Annotated in this window: 18 protein-coding genes and 1 riboswitch; of the genes, 8 read left to right on the top strand and 10 right to left on the bottom strand. The window is 61.9% G+C overall.

Features of this window, described 5'->3' with window-relative positions:
- The first annotated feature begins 46 nt into the window (after window positions 1-46).
- The gene (locus VHO05_RS04965; protein WP_414653691.1) at window positions 47-397 is read left to right on the top strand and encodes an ArsR/SmtB family transcription factor; all 351 of its coding nucleotides are present in this window, start codon (window positions 47-49) and stop codon (window positions 395-397) included.
- Window positions 398-417: 20 nt separating this feature from the next.
- Here VHO05_RS04965 and VHO05_RS04970 read toward each other — a convergent pair whose 3' ends face one another.
- Window positions 418-987, bottom strand: coding sequence for a hypothetical protein (locus VHO05_RS04970; RefSeq protein ID WP_329645515.1), 570 nt, complete (start codon window positions 985-987; stop codon window positions 418-420).
- Between the two features lie 116 nt (window positions 988-1,103).
- Entirely contained in the window at window positions 1,104-2,237 is a 1,134-nt protein-coding gene (locus tag VHO05_RS04975) for a 2'-deoxycytidine 5'-triphosphate deaminase (RefSeq protein WP_329645516.1), read from the bottom strand.
- An 84-nt stretch (window positions 2,238-2,321) separates the two neighbouring features.
- Window positions 2,322-2,400: riboswitch (SAM riboswitch) on the top strand.
- A 129-nt stretch (window positions 2,401-2,529) separates the two neighbouring features.
- Between VHO05_RS04975 and VHO05_RS04980 the strand changes: the two genes are divergently transcribed.
- The 3 genes from VHO05_RS04980 (at window position 2,530) to argE (ending at window position 5,408) form a co-directional block, all read left to right on the top strand.
- A complete protein-coding gene (locus VHO05_RS04980) occupies window positions 2,530-3,744 on the top strand; it encodes an O-succinylhomoserine sulfhydrylase (RefSeq protein WP_329645517.1) in 1,215 nt (404 codons plus the stop codon).
- A gap of 85 nt (window positions 3,745-3,829) precedes the next feature.
- Entirely contained in the window at window positions 3,830-4,237 is a 408-nt protein-coding gene (apaG, locus tag VHO05_RS04985; RefSeq protein ID WP_329645518.1) for a Co2+/Mg2+ efflux protein ApaG, read from the top strand.
- A gap of 1 nt (window position 4,238) precedes the next feature.
- Window positions 4,239-5,408: an acetylornithine deacetylase gene (gene argE, locus VHO05_RS04990; protein WP_329645519.1), complete on the top strand. Its 1,170-nt coding sequence runs from the start codon at window positions 4,239-4,241 to the stop codon at window positions 5,406-5,408.
- Window positions 5,409-5,486: 78 nt separating this feature from the next.
- Here the strand turns inward: argE and VHO05_RS04995 are convergent, their stop codons facing one another.
- From VHO05_RS04995 to leuS, 5 genes are all read right to left on the bottom strand, one after another.
- Complete coding sequence (locus tag VHO05_RS04995) at window positions 5,487-6,023, bottom strand: hypothetical protein (protein ID WP_329645520.1); 537 nt, start codon at window positions 6,021-6,023, stop codon at window positions 5,487-5,489.
- Between the two features lie 192 nt (window positions 6,024-6,215).
- Complete coding sequence (locus VHO05_RS05000) at window positions 6,216-7,217, bottom strand: adenosine kinase (RefSeq protein ID WP_329645521.1); 1,002 nt, start codon at window positions 7,215-7,217, stop codon at window positions 6,216-6,218.
- 82 nt (window positions 7,218-7,299) lie between these two features.
- Window positions 7,300-8,340 (bottom strand): DNA polymerase III subunit delta, encoded by a 1,041-nt coding sequence (holA, locus tag VHO05_RS05005; RefSeq protein WP_329645522.1) that lies wholly within the window; start codon window positions 8,338-8,340, stop codon window positions 7,300-7,302.
- 66 nt (window positions 8,341-8,406) lie between these two features.
- Window positions 8,407-8,931, bottom strand: a complete 525-nt coding sequence (gene lptE, locus VHO05_RS05010) for an LPS assembly lipoprotein LptE (RefSeq protein WP_329645523.1) — start codon at window positions 8,929-8,931, stop codon at window positions 8,407-8,409.
- Window positions 8,932-9,071: 140 nt separating this feature from the next.
- A complete protein-coding gene (gene leuS / locus VHO05_RS05015; RefSeq protein WP_329645524.1) occupies window positions 9,072-11,708 on the bottom strand; it encodes a leucine--tRNA ligase in 2,637 nt (878 codons plus the stop codon).
- Between the two features lie 396 nt (window positions 11,709-12,104).
- Between leuS and VHO05_RS05020 the strand changes: the two genes are divergently transcribed.
- The 3 genes from VHO05_RS05020 to VHO05_RS05030 all read left to right on the top strand — a co-directional run bounded on the left by VHO05_RS05020 (window position 12,105) and on the right by VHO05_RS05030 (window position 15,118).
- Window positions 12,105-13,220: a Fic family protein gene (locus VHO05_RS05020; protein WP_329645525.1), complete on the top strand. Its 1,116-nt coding sequence runs from the start codon at window positions 12,105-12,107 to the stop codon at window positions 13,218-13,220.
- 145 nt (window positions 13,221-13,365) lie between these two features.
- Window positions 13,366-14,046 (top strand): YggS family pyridoxal phosphate-dependent enzyme, encoded by a 681-nt coding sequence (locus VHO05_RS05025; RefSeq protein WP_329645526.1) that lies wholly within the window; start codon window positions 13,366-13,368, stop codon window positions 14,044-14,046.
- Between the two features lie 163 nt (window positions 14,047-14,209).
- On the top strand, window positions 14,210-15,118 hold the full coding sequence (locus VHO05_RS05030) for a hypothetical protein (protein WP_329645527.1): 909 nt from the start codon (window positions 14,210-14,212) through the stop codon (window positions 15,116-15,118).
- Between the two features lie 105 nt (window positions 15,119-15,223).
- Here the strand turns inward: VHO05_RS05030 and VHO05_RS05035 are convergent, their stop codons facing one another.
- Window positions 15,224-15,736, bottom strand: coding sequence for a cyclic nucleotide-binding domain-containing protein (locus VHO05_RS05035; protein ID WP_329645528.1), 513 nt, complete (start codon window positions 15,734-15,736; stop codon window positions 15,224-15,226).
- A gap of 184 nt (window positions 15,737-15,920) precedes the next feature.
- On the bottom strand, window positions 15,921-16,607 hold the full coding sequence (locus VHO05_RS05040) for a response regulator transcription factor (protein ID WP_329645529.1): 687 nt from the start codon (window positions 16,605-16,607) through the stop codon (window positions 15,921-15,923).
- 70 nt (window positions 16,608-16,677) lie between these two features.
- On the opposite strand from VHO05_RS05040, the gene VHO05_RS05045 reads away from it, so the two are divergent.
- Window positions 16,678-17,238 carry a L,D-transpeptidase family protein gene (locus VHO05_RS05045; RefSeq protein ID WP_329645530.1) on the top strand — a complete coding sequence of 187 codons (561 nt, stop codon included), beginning with the start codon at window positions 16,678-16,680 and terminating at the stop codon, window positions 17,236-17,238.
- Between the two features lie 150 nt (window positions 17,239-17,388).
- Here VHO05_RS05045 and VHO05_RS05050 read toward each other — a convergent pair whose 3' ends face one another.
- Window positions 17,389-18,831, bottom strand: coding sequence for an ammonium transporter (locus tag VHO05_RS05050; protein WP_329645531.1), 1,443 nt, complete (start codon window positions 18,829-18,831; stop codon window positions 17,389-17,391).
- Window positions 18,832-18,944 lie beyond the last annotated feature (113 nt).

Here is an 18,944-nt window from a genome sequence, read left to right on the forward strand (position 1 = left end):
TCAATATTATTGAACTATTGAATTTCAGGGAGACTGGTCCATATTGGTGGGCGTGCAGAGACCATTTCTACATCCCCCGGCTGAAACCATCCGCTTAGAGAGCATCCTCTATGCGCTCGCAGATCCTGTGCGGCTGGAGATCGTTCGCCGTCTGATTAGTGGAGACTGCCCGCTCAATTGCTCGACGGCAGCGCCCTCGCACTTGCCGAAGTCGACGCAGTCGCATCATTTCCAGGTTTTGCGCGAAGCCGGACTCATTCAGTCCGAGCGGCGCGGCACCGAGGTCGTGAACTCGTTACGGATCCACGAGATCGACGAGAAGTTTCCCGGCGTGGTCGCCGCCATTTTGAAAGCGGCCAAGCCGCTCAAGTGCCCGGATACCGAGCGCGCCAACTGATGGCGCCTGAGACGGCGATCTCAGAACCCGTAGAGACCGAGTTCATCGCGTTGAAGCGGCGCAATGCTAACACGCGCAGTGTCCTTCGTGCCGTCCCTTGCGTCTTCACCCAACTTCTTCGTCAGCGCCGCATCGAGCTTCTCAGCCTCATCCCCTTCGGGATCGATGATGGCGCTGACAAGCTCGTCGAGTGAAATGCCGAGCTTGTCGAGGCCGAGCTTCTTCTCAATGGCAGCGAGCGCCAGTGCACCGCCTTCCTGCAGCTTGATCTTCCCGATCTCATCGCGGATCGCGGCACCGAACTGCGAGGCGGACTCGAAATCGTCCATCGAGATTCCGAACTCGTCACCCAGCCGGTGCATGAGATCGATCTTCATCTGCATGGCGTTCGGCTTGCTCGCATCGAACAAGGCCTCAGAGACCTTCTTACGCGCTTGTGCCTGAGGACCAGCCCCCACGTCGTAAACGCCGTTGGCGACAGCAAGCAGCGTGTTGCCTGGCTGCTTGGTCGTATCGGTCGAGGACGCAGTGGAGGTCGTTTGTTGCAGGATCAGAACCGCGGTCGAATTCACGGATGAAATCGAAGGCATGTCGGAAAATCCCACGGGTGAATCGCTCTGCGCGAATGCAGACACCCTCGCCGGGACAAGCTTAACGGACTCCTAATTCCGCAGATCTTATTGTCCAGTCGGATACCGACGGAACCCTAGCGGAAGTGCTTCGACAGCTTGAGACCCTGAGCCTGATAATGGCTGCCGAGATCGCGGCCATAGAGCATCTCCGGCACATCCATCATGCGCTCATAGACCAGCCGCCCGACAATCTGTCCGTCCTCCAGAATGAAGGGCACGGTGTGCGAGCGCACTTCGAGCACCACGCGCGATCCCGTGCCACCTGCAGCCGAGTGTCCAAACCCGGGATCCATGAAGCCCGCGTAGTGCACACGGAATTCCCCGACCAGTGGATTGAACGGCATCATCTCCGCGGCATGCGTCGGCGGAATATGCACGGCCTCCTTCGAAGCCAGAATGTAGAACTGATCGGGATCGAGAATGAGCCGGCGCTGTGCATCGGCCTTCACCGGCTCCCAGTAGTCGGCGATCGCACACGAGCCAGGCGCGTCCACATCCACCACACCCGTGTGTCGTTTCGCGCGATAGCCGATCAGGCCGTCGCCTGCGAGATCGACCGACAACGCGATGCCATCCTGGATGTCGGCATCCGAGCCGACGCCAGAGACGAGCGTTTGCGACGCATGCAAAGCCAGCAGGCCGTCGTCCGTCTCCCGCGGATCGCCGTGCCGGAAGCGAAGCTGCGTCAGCTTCGAGCCCTTGCGGACGACGATCGGAAACGTCTGCGGACAAATCTCTGCGTAAAGCGGCCCTCGGTAACCGGCCGGCACGAGATCGAAGGCCGATACGCCATCCGCGATCACGCGCGTGAACACATCGAGCCGCCCTGTCGAACTTTTGGGATTGGCCGACGCCGCGATCGCCTGCGGCAAGTTCAGGCTTTCGAGCAGGGGCACCACGTAAACGCAGCCGGTCTCCAGCACCGCACCGTTCTCGATGTCGAACTCGTGCAGCTTGAGATCCGCGAGCTTGCTGGCGACCTGTCCGCCAGGGCCGGGCAGGAAGCTTGCCCGCACGCGATAGGCGCGCGGCCCGAGACGCAGGTCCACGCTCGCCGGCTGAAGCTGCCCAGGATCGAGAGGTTGTGCGGCTTTGAGAGCGCCCGCCGAGATCAGCGCCCGAATGGCCTGCACGGGTAGGATTCCATCCGCCGCGGCCACACCGAGCGGACCGGTCTCAGACGCTGCAGTTTTCGGGGCTTGCGACATCAGGTTAACTCCTCCCTCTGCTCGCTCTAGACGAAGCGCCCCTTGACGCCAAGAGGCCCGAGGCGTTAATCCCGCCCTATCAGCCTTGCTGATCGTGGTGATTTGGCCGGCCGGCTTGCAGCCACGTAAAAGAACTCGCTAAAAAGGGCCCATGCGCGAGACCCGGCTTGAGGTCCGCCCTGGCTCATGGAAGCGGGGAGGACGGCCGGATTTTTTGTGACCGAATGACCCCATGCGGGCCGGTCTTGGATTTTTCGGGCGAGCGAGCCCGAAACGCGCGAAGGACAAGTCCATGGCAAAGAAGACGAAGATCTCCGCCGACCCCGCAAGCTGGAGCCCGGAAACTCAGCTCGTGCATGGCGGCGTGCTTCGCTCGCAATTCGGCGAGACCGCAGAAGCGCTCTTCCTCACCCAGGGCTTCGTTTACAACTCCGCGGAACAGGCCGAAGCCCGCTTCAAGAACGAGGACCCGGGCTTTCAGTATTCGCGCTTTGGCAATCCCACCGTCTCCATGTTCGAAGAGCGCCTCCGCCTCCTGGAAGGCGCCGAAGTGGCCCGCGCGACCGCCACCGGTATGGCCGCCGTCTCCTCCGCGATCCTCGCCTACCTAAAGGCTGGCGACCACATCGTCGCCGCCCGCGCCATGTTCGGCTCCTGCCGCTACATCGTCGAAACGCTGTGCCCGCGCTTCGGCATCGCCATGACACTGATCGACGGCCGTGACCTGGAAGCCTGGAAGGCCGCCATCAAGCCGAACACGAAGGCCTTCTTCTTCGAGACCCCCGCCAACCCCACGCTCGATCTGGTGGACATCGCGGGCGTGGCCGAAATTGCGCGCAAGTCCGGCATTCTCACCATCGTCGACAACGTCTTCGCGACGCCGATGCTGCAGCGTCCGCTTGCCCACGGCGCCGACGTCGTCGTCTATTCCGCGACCAAGCACATCGACGGCCAGGGCCGCTGCCTCGGCGGCGCGGTGCTCTGCTCGAACAAGTTCCTGACCGACCACCTGCAGGATTACATCCGCCAGACCGGTCCCTCGCTGAGCCCCTTCAACGCCTGGGTCATGCTGAAGGGCCTCGAAACACTACCGCTGCGTGTGAAGGCCCAGAGTGACACGGCGGCGGCCCTCGCCGATCACCTCGCGACTCTGAAGGGCGTCAGCCGCGTCATCTATTGCGGCCGCGCGGATCATCCGCAGGCGGAGATCGCGAAGCGGCAGATGACCGGCGGCGGTCAGATGATCGCGTTCGAGGTCGAAGGCGGCAAGGAGGCGGCGTTCCGGCTGCAGAACGCGCTCAAGATCGTGAAAATTTCCAACAACTTGGGCGACGCGAAGAGCATCATCACGCATCCGCCGACAACGACGCATTTCCGGATCGGGCCCGAGGCACGCGCTGAGTTGGGGATCACCGACGGCATGCTTCGTCTCTCCGTGGGCCTCGAAGCCGCCGACGATCTCGCGGCCGACCTCGAAGCGGCCGTCGAAACTGCCCGCAAGGCCTAGCCAGAACGCGCACACCGTTCAAACTCATTGACGTATCCGCGCTTGGCCATGGTAATGCAGAGCAAAACCAAGGACGGGCCGCCTTTTGACAGACGAAACTCCATACGAGCAGGTGACGCAAGGCATCCGCATCCGCGTGACCCCCGAGTATTCGGAGGATCAATCGTCCCCGGATGACGCCTACTTCTTCTGGATCTACACCATCGAGATCGCCAACGAGAGCGAGCAGTCCGTTCAGCTCAAGAGCCGCGTGTGGCGGATCACGGACGCACGTGGCAAGACGGAGGAAGTGCGCGGGCCGGGCGTCGTCGGACAGACGCCTGTCATCCCGCCCGGCCAGTCCTTCACCTACTCGTCCGGCTGCCCTCTTTCGACGCCGTCTGGCATCATGGTCGGCAGCTATCAAATGGTCGACCATGCCGGACAGTTGTTTGATGTTGCCATTCCGGCCTTTTCGCTCGACAGCCCTTACGCCACCCGCAGCCTGAACTGATATGCCGAGCGCCGACATCCCCACGCCTTCCGCGATCGAGCTTTTGTCTCGCCTCGTTTCCTTTGACACCACGAGCCACAAATCCAACCGCGAGCTGGTGAGCTTCGTGGAGGACTACCTCGCTGGGCACGGCATCGGGTCGCAACTCGTTCCCACTGCCGACGGCGAGAAGGCGTCGCTCTTCGCGACCATTGGCCCGGCGGATGTCCCCGGCATTGGCCTCTCCGGACACACCGATGTCGTGCCGGCCGATCCGGCCGCCTGGACCAGCGATCCCTTCACGATGCGTCGCGACGGCGGCCGCCTCTATGGCCGCGGCACCGCCGACATGAAGGGCTATCTTGCCTGCGTCCTAGCGATGGTGCCCGAATTCAAGCGCCGCAAATTGAAAGTGCCGCTCCACATCGTCTTCTCCTACGACGAGGAAGTCGGATGCACCGGCGTGCGCCCGATGATCGCCGAGTTGGGAGCCCGGCTGCCCAAACCGCGCGCCGTCATTGTCGGCGAGCCCACGTCCATGGCCGTCGTCGACGCACATAAAGGTCCCGTGCGATGGCACGTGGAGGTTATCGGCCGCGCCGCCCATTCCAGCATGGCGCACCTCGGCGTGAACGCGATCTCAGTTGCCGCGCGTCTTATCGGCGAATTGGATCGCATCGAAAAAGAGCTGGCGGCCCTGCCGCCGGACCCGCGCTTCGTTCCGCCCTATCCAACGCTACAGGTGACCGAGGTCACGGGCGGCATTGCCTCGAACATCGTTCCGGCCATCTGCCGGTTCGGTTTCGAAGTGCGCTCCATGCCAGGCCTCGACGTCGATGCCATCGAGCAGCGCCTCGTCACCTTCGCGCAAAACCAATGTCTACCGGATATGCAGCGCCTCGCGCCCGAGGCAGACATTGTGATCCGCCAAACCAACCGCGTGCCTCCGTTCGGAGCCGATCGCATGTCTGAAGTCGTCGCCCTGGCATTGAAGCTCGCCGGTCAAAACGAGACCGGAGCCGTGTCCTACGCCACCGAAGCCGGATTGTTTCAGACAGCCGGCGTGCCAGCCGTTGTGTGCGGCCCCGGCGACATCGCCCAGGCCCACACCGCCGACGAATGGATCGCCGTATCGGAAATGGAACGCTGCCTCGCTTTCCTCGGCAGCCTTGCAGATTGGGCGGAAGCCTAGCTGACCCTCTAAGAAATGCGGGCATGAAAAAAGGCCGCTTGGGGGCGGCCTCAAGGTCGTGTTTGATTCTAGGCAGTGTCAGTGAAGGGTAGATCGGACGTCCGAACGCTTCGGACAAAACGCTTTCGCCACTTCGTTGAACAGAAGCTGCTGACGCAACGCGGATGCAACCTGCGGAACTTGGAGTAAGTCGTCCAACATGGCCATTTGCGCCTCGACGGTCGACGAGACGGCAGACAGCCCCAACGCACACCATTGCATGAAGAATGAAAGTTTGGCGTCGGGCGCCCCGGAGGTCTGCACCTCCGCGAGCCCGGCGTAGGAACCCGGGGCCGGAGACACCGGCTTGGATTGGGATCTGGCGAGGAGCGGCTCGAGCGTTTGAGCCACGCCCCCGAGAGCGGTATCACCCGACCGGGCGGGATGCGGCAGCACTTTGAGCTTTTCTCTCAAACGCCGGATCGTCGACGGATCGGACACACCGATAGCTTTGATGGCGGTGGTGGGCTTGAGCGTCGGATCGGCGTCCAGCATCTCAGCGATTTGCCGGAGCTGACCACGATCGTCGAGACCGCTGCCTCTGGGTCGGCCGCGGCGTGCGTAGTCGGAAGGCATCGGGCTCGTTCCATCCATCGCGATTCAGTTCACTGAACCTTGATGAATTCGACCCCGATTTGCCAAGGAGAAAAATAAGCAAAGCCAATAAGAAGCGGCTTCAGGGTGAGAAATGTTGCGAAAATGAATCCCTAGCTTGTATGTCTGCCGAACAAAACGAGTATTTCTCAATTCCCGTATTTCCGACCGAATTCACCCGATCAGCCCGCGCATCCGTGCCAGATGCGAGAGCTTCACCTCCGGACGCGCCCCCATCTGCCCGATGATTTCGGCCGCCGCAAAGCTTCCCAATTTACCCGCCGTTTCCAGGTCGTAGTCCCGCGCCAGTCCAAACAGGAAACCAGCCGCATATAGGTCCCCGGCGCCGGTGGTATCGACGACCTTGCGTATGGGATCGGCCGAAACGACAATCTGCTGGCCGTCTGAGACAATGATCGAGCCTTTTTCGCTGCGCGTCAGCACCGCGAGCCGGGTATCGCGCGCAACGCTTTTTGCGGCTTCGTCGAAGCTGTCCGTTTGATACAGCGAGAGAATCTCGCTCTCGTTGGCGAACAGAATGGCGATACCCGAGCGGATCAGGGCCAGAAACTCGTCGCGGTGCCGGTTGACGCAGAACGAGTCGGAGAGCGTCAGCGCCACCCGCCGCCCGGCCTTGTTGGCGATGTCGACCGCCTGCCGGAACGCCGCCTTCGCCTCGTCGCGATCGAAGAGATAGCCTTCGAGGTAGACGATGCCAGACGCCTGGATCACGGCCGGGTCGACCTCTCCCTGGTCGAGGTCGGTGCTGATGCCGAGGAAGGTGTTCATCGTGCGCTGGCCGTCGGGCGTCACGAGAATGAGCGACCGGGACGTGGACCGCGAAGAGTCGACCACGGCAGGGGTTTTGAACGAAACACCTGCCGCACCGATGTCATGGCGGAAAATCCGCCCAAATTCATCTTCGGCGACCTTGCCGATGAACGCAGCTTTGCCGCCAAGCGACGCAACGCCGGCAACCGTATTCGCGGCCGAGCCACCCGAAATCTCGATTCCAGGCCCCATGGCGTTGTAGAGACTATTTATGGTTCCGGTGTCCACAAGGCGCATGTGCCCCTTGGGCGCCCCATGCCGGTCGAGAAAGCCGTCGTCACAGCGGCCGATGATGTCGACGATCGCATTTCCGATCGCGACCACATCGAATTGCGTGCCTGGCATGACGAATAGTCTCCCTCGTTTCTAAAGCCGCGCACTATAGGCATGGCCGGTTTCAACGCAACGCGCGACCTGGGGCAGCACCTTACCGGCCGCTGCGCCCGTCCTCCCGGACCATCATGGCCAGGCCCAGCACCAGCCGCTCGCAGAGCGGGTCCTCCAAAGGCCCAGCCAGACGTGCCGCCTTGGCGGCGCCCGAAATCCGCGCCAGCGCATCGGAGAGCCGCGGCGTGGTCCAAATCCGGCATTGAGCGGCAAAGGCGTCTTTCTGCTTGAAATGCAAAGGGGGCCGCATCTGGCGCAACGCATCGTCGAGGCTGCTGCCTCGATCCAGCGCCGCGCGGACCCGGTGAAGCCGCTGAAAATGCCGCTGGATGGCGACAATGATCCCCTGCGAGCTCTCTCCGGATGACACGGCACGCCCGCATTCGTTGATCGCGCGGGACACCTGTCCCGACGCCGCCGCAAACGTCACGCGCTCGAGGGCCAGTTCCGAAACGTCACCCACAACGGCCTCGACATCCTCAATGCCGATTTCGCGAGGTCCACCCACAAAAATCAAAAGCTTCTCGACCTCGCCGCGCGACAGCGCCCGGTCGGCCCCGAGCTTGTTCACAAGGGCATGGCGCGCGTCGCCCGTGATCGTCGAACCCGCCTCCTGCACCATCTGGCGGATCAGCGCGTCGAGATCCTGTTCGGCGTCGGCATAGCAAGCAACCGCGGCCCCAACGGGCGATTTTTCGAACAGGACGCGCAGAGACTCGTCCGGCTTCAGATTCCCGGCCTCGACGATGAGCATGCCTTCGAGGGCGTGCCCTTCTATAAGCGGCTTCAACGCCGCCGTTGTAACCCGGCGGCTGGCCGACGTTCGAATGATCTTGGGGCCGCCGAACATCGGCACCGTCCCAAGCTCCACGGCAAGACGGTCGGGATCCGTTTCCAGATCGGTATCGTCGATGCGCAAAAGCTCGCCCGGCGGATTGAAGCGCGGCACCGATGACTTGGCGAGGACCTGTGCGCGCTCGCTCACGAGCCCGGCGTCTGATCCATAAAAAAGCACCGCCCGGACCTTGGGATCGGGCGAGTTCAGGAAGGCCTGAGCTTGATGCGCCTTGATGGCAACCATAGGAGGATGCCTCAGAGTGCTTCAGGGATGCTGCGGAACGCCGGTCCGGCGAAACAAACGCTCAACTCAAGCCGAGCTGCCCATGTGGGCCGTGATACGCGACTTGAGATCTTCGGCGACAGACTTCGCCGCACGATTTTCGGCGTCCTCGCGGGCCCGCACGTTCGAGAAGATCGAGCTGTTGCGCTCGAAGCTCGCGCGACCGTAGCTTGTACCGGAGAGCACGACTGACTTGTCCGCAACGCGGATGAGCTGGAACTTTGCCTCTATGTTGAAAATCTGGCTTCCAGAGTCGCCGTCGATACGAACCAGGGTCGACGTCACGCTCTCGCGGATTGCGACATCGAGCCGATATGCGGGGTTCTGCACCTCGCCGCCACCGCCGGTGGCCTGGAAAATGAGTTCATTGCGGATCTGCTGGCCCACGCGGCCCGGAATGGTCGTCACAGCAAGCTGAGCGAGCTTTGCGTCCGCCTGAGCACCGCCAACGGAGGCCGAACCGTACAGCGGCCGGAAGCCGCCGCTGCCGCATCCTGCCAAGAGCGGAGCAACCATCGCAGCGGCGAGCGCAAGGCGTGAGGCGGAACGCAAGGCGTTCCCCGTCCGATTTACCGCGCTCCCCGTCCTGACGCTCGAACGCATGATCCCGCCCGCCCCTAGACCATCATCGCTTCGGGATAAACCGAAACCCAAACAACGGCCCCACTTAACGACCCGGAGCTTGAAACGCTCTAGGCAACGACATTCACAATTCTTTGCGGCACGACGATGATCTTCTTCGGCTGTCGGCCTTCCAGAGCCCGAACCACCGGTTCGAGCTTCAGCGCGGCTGCCTTGACCTCGTCTTCCGCTGCGTCACGAGCAATCAAAAGCTCGTCCCTCCGCTTACCATTCACCTGTACGGCAATGGTGATCTTATCGTCAACGAGCAACGCCGCATCGACCGTCGGCCAGGGCTGATTGGCCAGCAAAGTGTTGTATCCGAGCCGCGCCCAGCATTCCTCGGCGAGGTGAGGCATCATCGGCCCGATCATCTGGACGAATAGTTCCCCGGCCTCCCGTAAGACCCACGCGAAGTCTTCGCTTGTCTTCCCGGAGCCCCCGGATTTGGCCAATGCAGACGACAGAATATTGGTAAATTCATAGATCTGGGCCACAGCCACATTGAAGCGCAAGGCGTCGATGCTCTGGGCGACCGAATAGGTGGCCTTGTGGGCGGCCCGCCGCAGATCCAGCGCTTCTGGCGAAAGGGCAGCCGGCTGAGCGGTCTCCTTTGGCGCAGCCTTTTCCGCCAGGTCGTCGATGATACGCCACGCGCGCTGGATGAACCGGCCCGCGCCCTGGATGCCGGCCTCCGTCCACGTTACGTCGCGCTCGGGCGGGCTGTCCGACAGCATGAACCAGCGCGCGCAGTCCGCGCCCCAGCCTTCGATGATATCGTCCGGGTCGACGAGGTTCTTCTTCGACTTCGACATCTTCTCGATCGAACCGATGGTCGCCGGTTTGCCGGTCGCGATTTCAATCGCCCGGCGCCCGTCTCCTTCGCCCTCGAACCGGATCTCGCTCGGGAGCAGCCATGCTCCGGCCTCGGACTTGTAGGTCTCGTGGGTCACCATGCCCTGCGTGAACAGCGCCGCGAACGGCTCGCGCAGGTTCTTGGTGCCGTGGCCCGCATCCGAAATCGCCCGATAGAAAAACCGCGAATAGAGAAGATGCAGGATCGCGTGCTCGATGCCGCCGATGTATTGATCGACCGGCAGCCAGTAGTTCGCCTGCTCGGTATCGACCGGCTTGTCGGCGTGAGGCGCGGTGAAGCGCACGTAGTACCAGGAGCTGTCGACGAACGTGTCCATGGTGTCGGTTTCCCGGCGCGCGGGCTTCGCGCACTTGGGACAATCGACATGCTTCCACGTCGGATGCCGGTCGAGCGGATTGCCCGGCTTATCGAACGTCGCATCTTCCGGAAGCTTCACCGGCAGATCCTTCGCCGGTACGGGAACGATCCCGCAATCGTCGCAGTGAATAATCGGGATCGGGCAACCCCAATAGCGCTGGCGCGAGATGCCCCAGTCGCGCAGGCGGTAATTGACCTTGCGCTGGCCGGCCGGTTTGCCGCCGAGCGTCAAACCTTCGAGTTTCTTGGTCGCGGCTTCGAACGCGTCCTTGGTCGAAAGACCGTCCAGAAAACGCGAGTTGATCATCGTGCCGTCGCCGTCGACAGCCGTGTCGCCGACAGTGAAGCCCTCGACCTTCGCGCCGGTCGGCAGGATGACGGGAATGACGGGCAGGTCATAGGCGCGCGCAAAGTCGAGGTCCCGCTGGTCGCCTGCGGGGCAGCCGAAAATCGCGCCCGTGCCGTAGTCCATCAGAACGAAGTTCGCGACGTAGACCGGCACCAGCCAGTCCTTGTCCAGCGGATGCACGGCGCGGATGCCCGTATCGAAGCCGCGCTTCTCCGCCGACTCCAAGTCGGCGACAGACGTTCCCATCCGCCGGCATTCCTCGGAGAAGGCCGCCAGTTCCGAATTGGTCTCGGCCGCGGCCTTGGCGAGCGGATGATCCGGCGCGATCGCCATGAACGAAGCGCCGAACAGCGTGTCAGGACGCGTCGTATAGATTTCGAGCTCCGAATGCCCCTTCGGCGCGGTCGCTTTGTCGAGCGCCCAGCGCACGAGCATGCCTTCCGAACGTCCGATCCAGTTCGCCTGCATGAGGCGCACTTTCTCCGGCCACTTGTCGAGCGTCGACAGCGCGTCCAGCAGCTCGTCCGAGTAGGCGGTGATCTTGAAGAACCACTGCGTCAGTTCGCGCTGCTCGACGAGCGCCCCCGAGCGCCAGCCGCGCCCATCGATCACCTGCTCGTTGGCGAGCACGGTATGATCGACCGGATCCCAGTTGACCTTCGACGACTTGCGGTAGGCGAGCCCCTTCACGAGCAGATCGAGAAACAGCTTCTGCTGGTGCTTGTAGTAATCCGGGCTACAGGTCGCGAGCTCGCGGCTCCAGTCGAGCGACAAGCCCATCGATTTGAGCTGGCCCTTCATCGTGTCGATGTTGGCGTAGGTCCACTTGGCCGGATGCGTCTTGCGCTCGATGGCGGCGTTCTCAGCCGGCATGCCGAACGCATCCCACCCCATCGGATGCAGCACGTTGAAGCCCTTGGCGCGCTTGAAGCGCGCGACCACGTCGCCCATCGCGTAGTTGCGCACGTGGCCCATGTGAATGCGGCCCGACGGGTACGGAAACATTTCGAGCACATAGCTCTTGGGCTGCGAGTGGTCGTCGGAAGCCCGGAAAATCTCTCCGTCCTCCCAGACCTTCTGCCAATGCTTCTCACGTGCGGGCGCGTTGTACCGTTCGGTGGCCATGGGTCGTCGTTGTGCTTTCGGCGTTAAGGATTTGGGCGCGTACTCAGCCCGAAAGGCGAGGGCCGGTCAAGGCGACCCGGCGCCCGATAGGGGCCAATGCTGACGGGATAAGCCTTCGGCCGAATCATGTCGATATTTCTGAAAAAAATCGACATGACGCTTCGATCATGTCGATCCTACCGACACGACACGTCCAATATGTCGATATTTTCCATTTCTATCGACACGTAATCATTCGCATGTCGATACGATCGACACGCGCGTCAAGATATGTCGATTAAATTGCATTTTATCGACATAATAATCTGGACCTGTCGATAAAATCGACATATCTTTCGGAATATGTCGATGAATTTAAAAAACGTCGACATATGAGCAGGCTCGTCGGGGAGACCAGTGTTCCAGCCCAATCAACCTTACAACGATCTTCCACTGCTCCCGCCAGTGACGGATGTCGAGACACGCGCGATCCTCAAAAAATGGGGCCTAGCCCGCACTGCGCTCGCTGAGCTTCGGCTTGCCGGCCAGATTATCCCGGACCAGAGCGTGCTCATCAGCGCCATCCCCCTTCTCGAAGCCAAGGACAGCTCCGAGATCGAGAACATCGTCACGACGAACGATGCGCTGTTTCGCGAGGCGAGCCTGGGCGACGACGACGGCGATCCAACGGCAAAGGAAGCCCTTCGATACCGGACGGCCCTCTACAAGGGGCTGGAGGCCTTGAAGATTACACCGTTGTCCGCGCGGACGGCGGTCGAGATCTGCCAAACGGTCACGGGCATAGACCTGGACGTTAGAAACATCCCTGTGAGCCTCACCAACAAGCACACAGGCGAGATCATCTACACGCCGCCTCAGGAACAGGAGAGGCTTCGCGGCCTGCTCGGAAACTGGGCCGACTACCTGCACAAAGCCGATGACGGCCTCGACCCGCTGATCCGGATGGCGATCCTGCACTACCAGTTCGAGGCCATACACCCATTCTCCGACGGCAACGGCCGAACCGGGCGCATCCTCAATCTGCTCTATCTGATAGAATGCCGGCTGCTCGACCTGCCGACACTTTACCTAAGCCGCCATATCCTGCGTACGCGGGGCGACTACTATCGCTTGCTCGAACGGGTAACGACTCACGGCGAATGGGAGCCTTGGATCCTCTACATGCTCACGGCCGTCGAGGTGACATCGAACTGGACAACCCAGAAGATCAGAGCCATTCGCGCGCTCATGGACGCTACGAACGCGATCGTGCGCGAACGTGCCCCAAAAACCTATTCGCGCGACTTGATCGATCTGATTTTCACTCAGCCTTACAGCCGCATCGCGAACTTGGTAGATCGGGGGATCGCCAAACGGCAAGCAGCCTCCGTGTACCTCAAGGAGCTAGCGAGGATCGGCGTGCTGACGGAAGAGAAGGTCGGGCGCGACAAGATTTTCTTGCACCGAAAGTATCTCGATCTCCTTTCAAGTGACGAGCATACGTTCGAGCCCTACACGAGCCCTCAAACCTAATTGCGATACCACCGCTGACCGACCAACCGGCGGTGCGCAAATTTGCGATCTAGCCTCCTGCCCTACCTCGCCCAGTGCGCGTCTGCAAAACATGCACTGATTTTTGTCCTTGCAGAGCGCATACGCGCAGAGACAAGCCGAACCGATGACCGAACGGACATCCCCCAACTTGGCCGCAGCCGCCCTCGCCGACGTGAAGGCCCGGATTGCCGAGGCAGCCCGCGACGCGGGCCGAGACCCGGCCTCTGTTCACCTGATCGCCGTTACGAAAACCTTCGGCCGGGAGGACATCCTCCCCGTTCTCGAAGCCGGTCATCGCCTCTTTGGCGAAAACCGGGTCCAGGAATCGAAGGCGAAGTGGCCTGGGCTGCGCCAGCTCTACCCGGATCTCGCCCTCCACCTCATCGGCCCCTTGCAGTCGAACAAGGCGCGCGAGGCCGTCGAATTGTTCGATGCCATCCACACCGTGGACCGGCCGAAGATTGCCAAGACCATCGCCGACGAGCAGCAGCGCCAGGGCAAGGCGCTCAAGCTCTTCATCGAGGTCAACACCGGCGAGGAGCCGCAGAAGGCCGGGATCCCGCCCAAGGAGACCGCAGCGTTTCTCGCCCATTGCCGCCGCGATCTCGGCCTCGAAATCGCGGGCCTCATGTGCATTCCACCCGTCGAGGAAGAGCCGGCGGTCCACTTCGCGTTCCTCGCCAAGCTCGCCGGAGACTTGGGCCTCCCCGACCTCAGCATGGGCATGAGCAGCGACTTCGAGGCTGCCGCACAGTTCGGCGCCACCTACGTGCGCGTCGGCTCCGCGATTTTCGGCGCACGCTGAATCCCGGGTGCGAGCTGTGACCCAGTAAGCACGCATTTACGCACAGCTTTCGCACAGCGCCGCACCACCCGCCGTCCGCGTACGTCACCCCCGGATGCTAGCCTTTCGGCAACCGAGTGATTCGGCGTGCCCGATCACGATGTGGAACCGAAGGGAGACCGGCATGACAGCACCCGCCCTCAAGGTGGTCGACACCCGTGCAGACGCAGCGGCCGCCGACGCCGCGCGTGACGCCCGCGCCGAGGCTCTCGAGCAAGCGGCCGCAGAAACAAAGACGAAGGGCAAGAGCACCAAGAAAACGTCCAAGCGCGCCTCCGACGGCTGGGACCGCTTTCTCGTCGACATCTGGATCACGGACCTGAACTTCACCGAGTTCGGCATCTACAAACGCACGCGCAACCGCGCCAAGTCTCGCCAGTTCACCTCCGACATGGATATCTTCGGCGAGATCATCGAGAACGGCGAGCGCACCGGTCTCTTCGGCTATCGCGAGGAAGCTTGGAAGAAAGCCCAGGGGATGGACAAGCGCCTGGTCTTCAAGCTGTTCACGCCAAATCTCGGCTGGCGCGCCACCATGGATCTGATGATCGGCCGCTCGCTGCAGCAGACCATAGGTGCGCGCGGCTTGCCGGTGATGACCTATTCCATCAACACCGACGACGACAACTACATCATCTACCTCGAACGCTCGGCCAACAAATGGCCGTTCATGCCCGAGCACTTCTCGTTCTTCATCATCGACGGCAAAGGCCAGCCCGAGTTCTATCGTCTGAAGCGCGCCTTCATCAATCTCGGCGGCGACTACGCGCTGATCAACCAGCGCGGCGAGACCGTTGGCTATCTCGACGGCAAGGTGCTCTCGATCGGCGGAAAGTGGAAAGGCCAGATCCGCGCCGGCGCCGACAAGCGCCTGATGACCGTCATGAAGCTCTTTGGCGCCATGATGATTTTCAACGGCGATTGCCGCCGCCACATGAAGCGGCTCTACAAAGGCATGCTCGCGGGCAAGATCAAACCCGATCTCGATCGCCAGGAAGCGGATCTCTACATGAACCCGCGCCGCGTACGCTAGCTGCTGCTGACGTACCGAGCAGAACTCGCGTCTCATCTTTAAAAAACAAGAACGGCCGGAGCCTCGAAAGCTCCGGCCGCTTCAATTCAGGCCACCGATTCGAGGCTAGTGCAGCGCCGTGCCAACCTCAGCAGGCGCAGGCGACGTCGCCACCGGAGGCGGACCGAAGCTCGCCAATGAGCGATCAACTTCGCGCAAACCTTCAACGAAACTCGAAAGACGTCCCGAGATCTTGTTGATGAAATGATCGGCAAGCGACGGATCTGCCGACATATGCGCAAGCATCTCCGAGCGCGTGATGCGCAGGGCGCGCACCGACGTGCGCGCCACGACCGTCGACGTGCATTCGGTCTCGATGAGCATCGTCATTTCCGAGATCAACGCACCGGCTGGAAGCGCCTCCTCCCCAGCCTCATACCCGGGCCCCTCCGTCCGCACAGCTTCACCGGAAATCAGAAGCACAGCCGCATCGGCCTCGGCATGCGCAGCCATGATGACATCGCCCGGCTTGTAGACGATGCGATCCGCGCGCCGCACAATCTCGGTCAGCTGAAGCGGTTTCAATCCCTGAAAGAGTGGAACGTTGAGAAGTGGACGAACGAGCGCATCGATAGCCATGACAAAAACCCCGCCACGAGACACGGCATGCCGCACGCAATGCCGGTAAACGCCAGCGCGGACGGCGGATCGAGATGATGGCACGATTGCCCTTGCGCCTAGCGTTGAGACCAAGGGTCGGGCGATTCGGGCTAGGCGGTCCAGGGCAAGAAAAGCGCTTGTTGATGGCCGAGGAATAACCTGTTTATGCCATCAGCTTGTAGCCGCCGGTCTCTGTGACCAGAATCTCGGCGTTGGAGGGATCCTTCTCGATCTTCTGCCGCAAGCGGTAGATGTGCGTCTCGAGCGTATGGGTCGTGACGCCCGCGTTATAGCCCCACACTTCATGCAGCAGCGTCTCGCGCGAAACCACCTTGTCCCCGGTCCGGTAGAGATACTTCAGGATCGCCGTCTCCTTCTCGGTGAGTCGGATCTTGCCGCCCTTTTCGTCGAGAAGAAGCTTGGAAGCAGGTTTGAACGTATAGGGTCCGATCGTGAAGACCGCGTCCTCGCTCTGCTCATGCTGGCGAAGCTGCGCACGAATGCGCGCCAGAAGCACAGCGAACTTGAACGGTTTCGTCACGTAGTCGTTGGCGCCAGCGTCGAGCCCGAGAATCTGATCGGCGTCGCTGTCGTTAGCAGTCAGCATGATGATGGGGCTCTTGAAGCCCGTCTTCCTCAGAAGACGTACGGCTTCGCGCCCATCCATATCCGGCAAGCCGACATCGAACACCACGAGGTCGTGATGCCCCTGCTTCGCCGCCTCAATGCCCTTGCTCGCCGTGCCCGCAACCGAAACGTCGAATTCGTCGTGCAGAGCCAATTGGTCGTGCAAGGATCCACGGAGATCTTCGTCATCGTCGACGAGCAGGATCCTGCGTGCAGCGCTCATGGTCGGGCGGCTCCAATTCCGGTTAACGTGAAGCACCCCCTCTTAGCATCTGCTCGGTGCATGAGGTAGGGTGCCGTCGCTCGAAGGGTTATCGATAAGGGGATGCGCTATTATTGCCCGTAAAATCGTCGTGAGAAGCCTCAATCCACGAAACACCAAGGGCTGGCTGACCTGCGGCAACATGATCCTCCGATGTGCCCTTGGCCGCAGCGGCATCCGTAGCGCGAAGCGCGAAGGCGACGGCGCCACCCCACGCGGCTGCTATCGCTTCGAAAACGTCTTCTATCGCCACGACAAGGTCATGCGGCCCGCGACGCGGCTCCGCACCAGCGCATCGCGGCCGCTGGATGGATGGTGCGATGCAACACAGGATCGAAACTATAACCGCTACGTGCGCCACCCATACCCCGCGAGCGCCGAGCACATCTGGCGCGCGGACAGCCTCTACGACCTCGTAACCGTCATCGACTACAACCGCCGGCCTCGTATTGCCGGTCGCGGCAGCGCGATCTTCATGCACGTCGCGGAAAAGGGGCTGAAGCCCACGGAAGGGTGCGTCGCCCTTCCGCACCGGGATCTGCTCAAGGTGCTCGCCCACATCGGGCCGCGCACCAGGATTGTCATCGTCTGACGTTTCCGTTCTGGCCGCCGCAAAAATAAAGAACCCGGAGCCGCGAAGGCCCCGGGTCAAGTTTAGAGCACGTCAAGGGGAGACGCGTGCTCGGGAGAAAATTCCGTGACAGGAGTCCTGCCGGGCGAAGCCGGCAGGACCGAAGCAGCCTTAGTGGTTGTAGGCCCGCTCGCCGTGGTCGACGAGGTCGAGACCCTGACGCTCGTAGTCGGTGCTCGGACGCAGACCGACCAGGATGTCGACGATCTTGAACAGGATGGCCGAGAGGATGCCGGTCCAGAGCACCGTGAAAGCCACGGCCTTGGCCTGGATCATCACCTGTGCAGCCATGTCATAGGAACCGGCAACCAATTCGCCTGGCTTCGAGATGTAATCCGCAAGGCCAGAGCCGCCGAGATCCGGGCTCACCAGGATGCCGGTGGCGATCGCACCGATGATGCCACCTATGCCGTGCACGCCGAACACGTCGAGGCTGTCGTCATAGCGGAAGAGGTTCTTGATGCCGGTGCAGGCGAAGAAGCACAACGCGCCGGCGACGAGACCGAGAACAATTGCGCCCATCGGGCCGGAGAAACCGGCAGCGGGCGTAACCGCAACCAGGCCCGCAACAACGCCGGACGCGAGCCCGAGCAACGACGGACGACCCTTGAACAGCCACTCGACGAGCATCCACGAGAGACCGGCTGCAGCCGTTGCAACGAACGTGTTGATCATCGCGACGAACGCGGTCGCGCTCGCCTCGAGGTTCGAACCGCAGTTGAAGCCGAACCAGCCGAACCACAGCAGCGCGGCGCCGACCATGGTCAGCGTCAACGAATGCGGTGCCATCTGCTCGCGGCCGAAACCGATACGCCGGCCAACGATCAAAGCACCGACGAGCCCCGCGATACCGGCGTTGATGTGCACGACTGTGCCGCCCGCGAAGTCGAGAGCGCCCCACTTGAAGAGGAGACCTGCATCAGCAAGAGCTTCCGACAACTTCGGCTCGCCGGCCTTCGCCGCTTCTGCGAAGACGTCGGGGCCGCCCCAGTACCAGACCATGTGCGCCATCGGGAAGTAGACGAACGTCACCCACAGCGCCACGAACAGCAACACCGCCGAGAACTTCATGCGCTCGGCGAGCGAGCCCACGATGAGCGCCGGCGTGATGCAGGCGAACGTCATCTGGAAGGCGATGAAGGCGAGCTCCGGAATGTAGACGCCATTGGAGAAGGTGGCCGCGACACTTGCGGGTGTTACGCCCGCAAGAAACATCTTCGAGAAACCACCGACGTAGTCGTTGAGCGCCCCACCGTTGGTGAACGCCATGCTGTAGCCGTACGTAACCCAGATGATGGCCACCATGCAGGTGATGGCAAAAACCTGCATCAAGATCGACAGCATGTTCTTTGAGCGTACGAGTCCGCCGTAGAACAGCGCGAGCCCCGGCACCGTCATCAGAAGCACGACGATCGTCGCGAGGAACATGAACGTTGAGTCGCCCTTGTCCACGGTCGGTGCCGTCTGAGCCAGCGCAGCGCCCGCGGATGTCAGCGTCAGAAGTGCGGCCGCGCCAAGCGGACTCGCGACGCGCTTAAGTCGTTCGAGTGTCATGTCTCATAACTCCCTCGTGTTGCCCCATCGGCGGCTCACGCCCACCGACTTTCCCGAGTGCCGTCCCACAGCCGTCATGCATGAACCGGCCGCCATCTCCGCGCGCACGAAGT

It is taken from the genome of Hyphomicrobium sp., assembly GCF_036262015.1.
Lineage (GTDB): Bacteria > Pseudomonadota > Alphaproteobacteria > Rhizobiales > Hyphomicrobiaceae > Hyphomicrobium_C.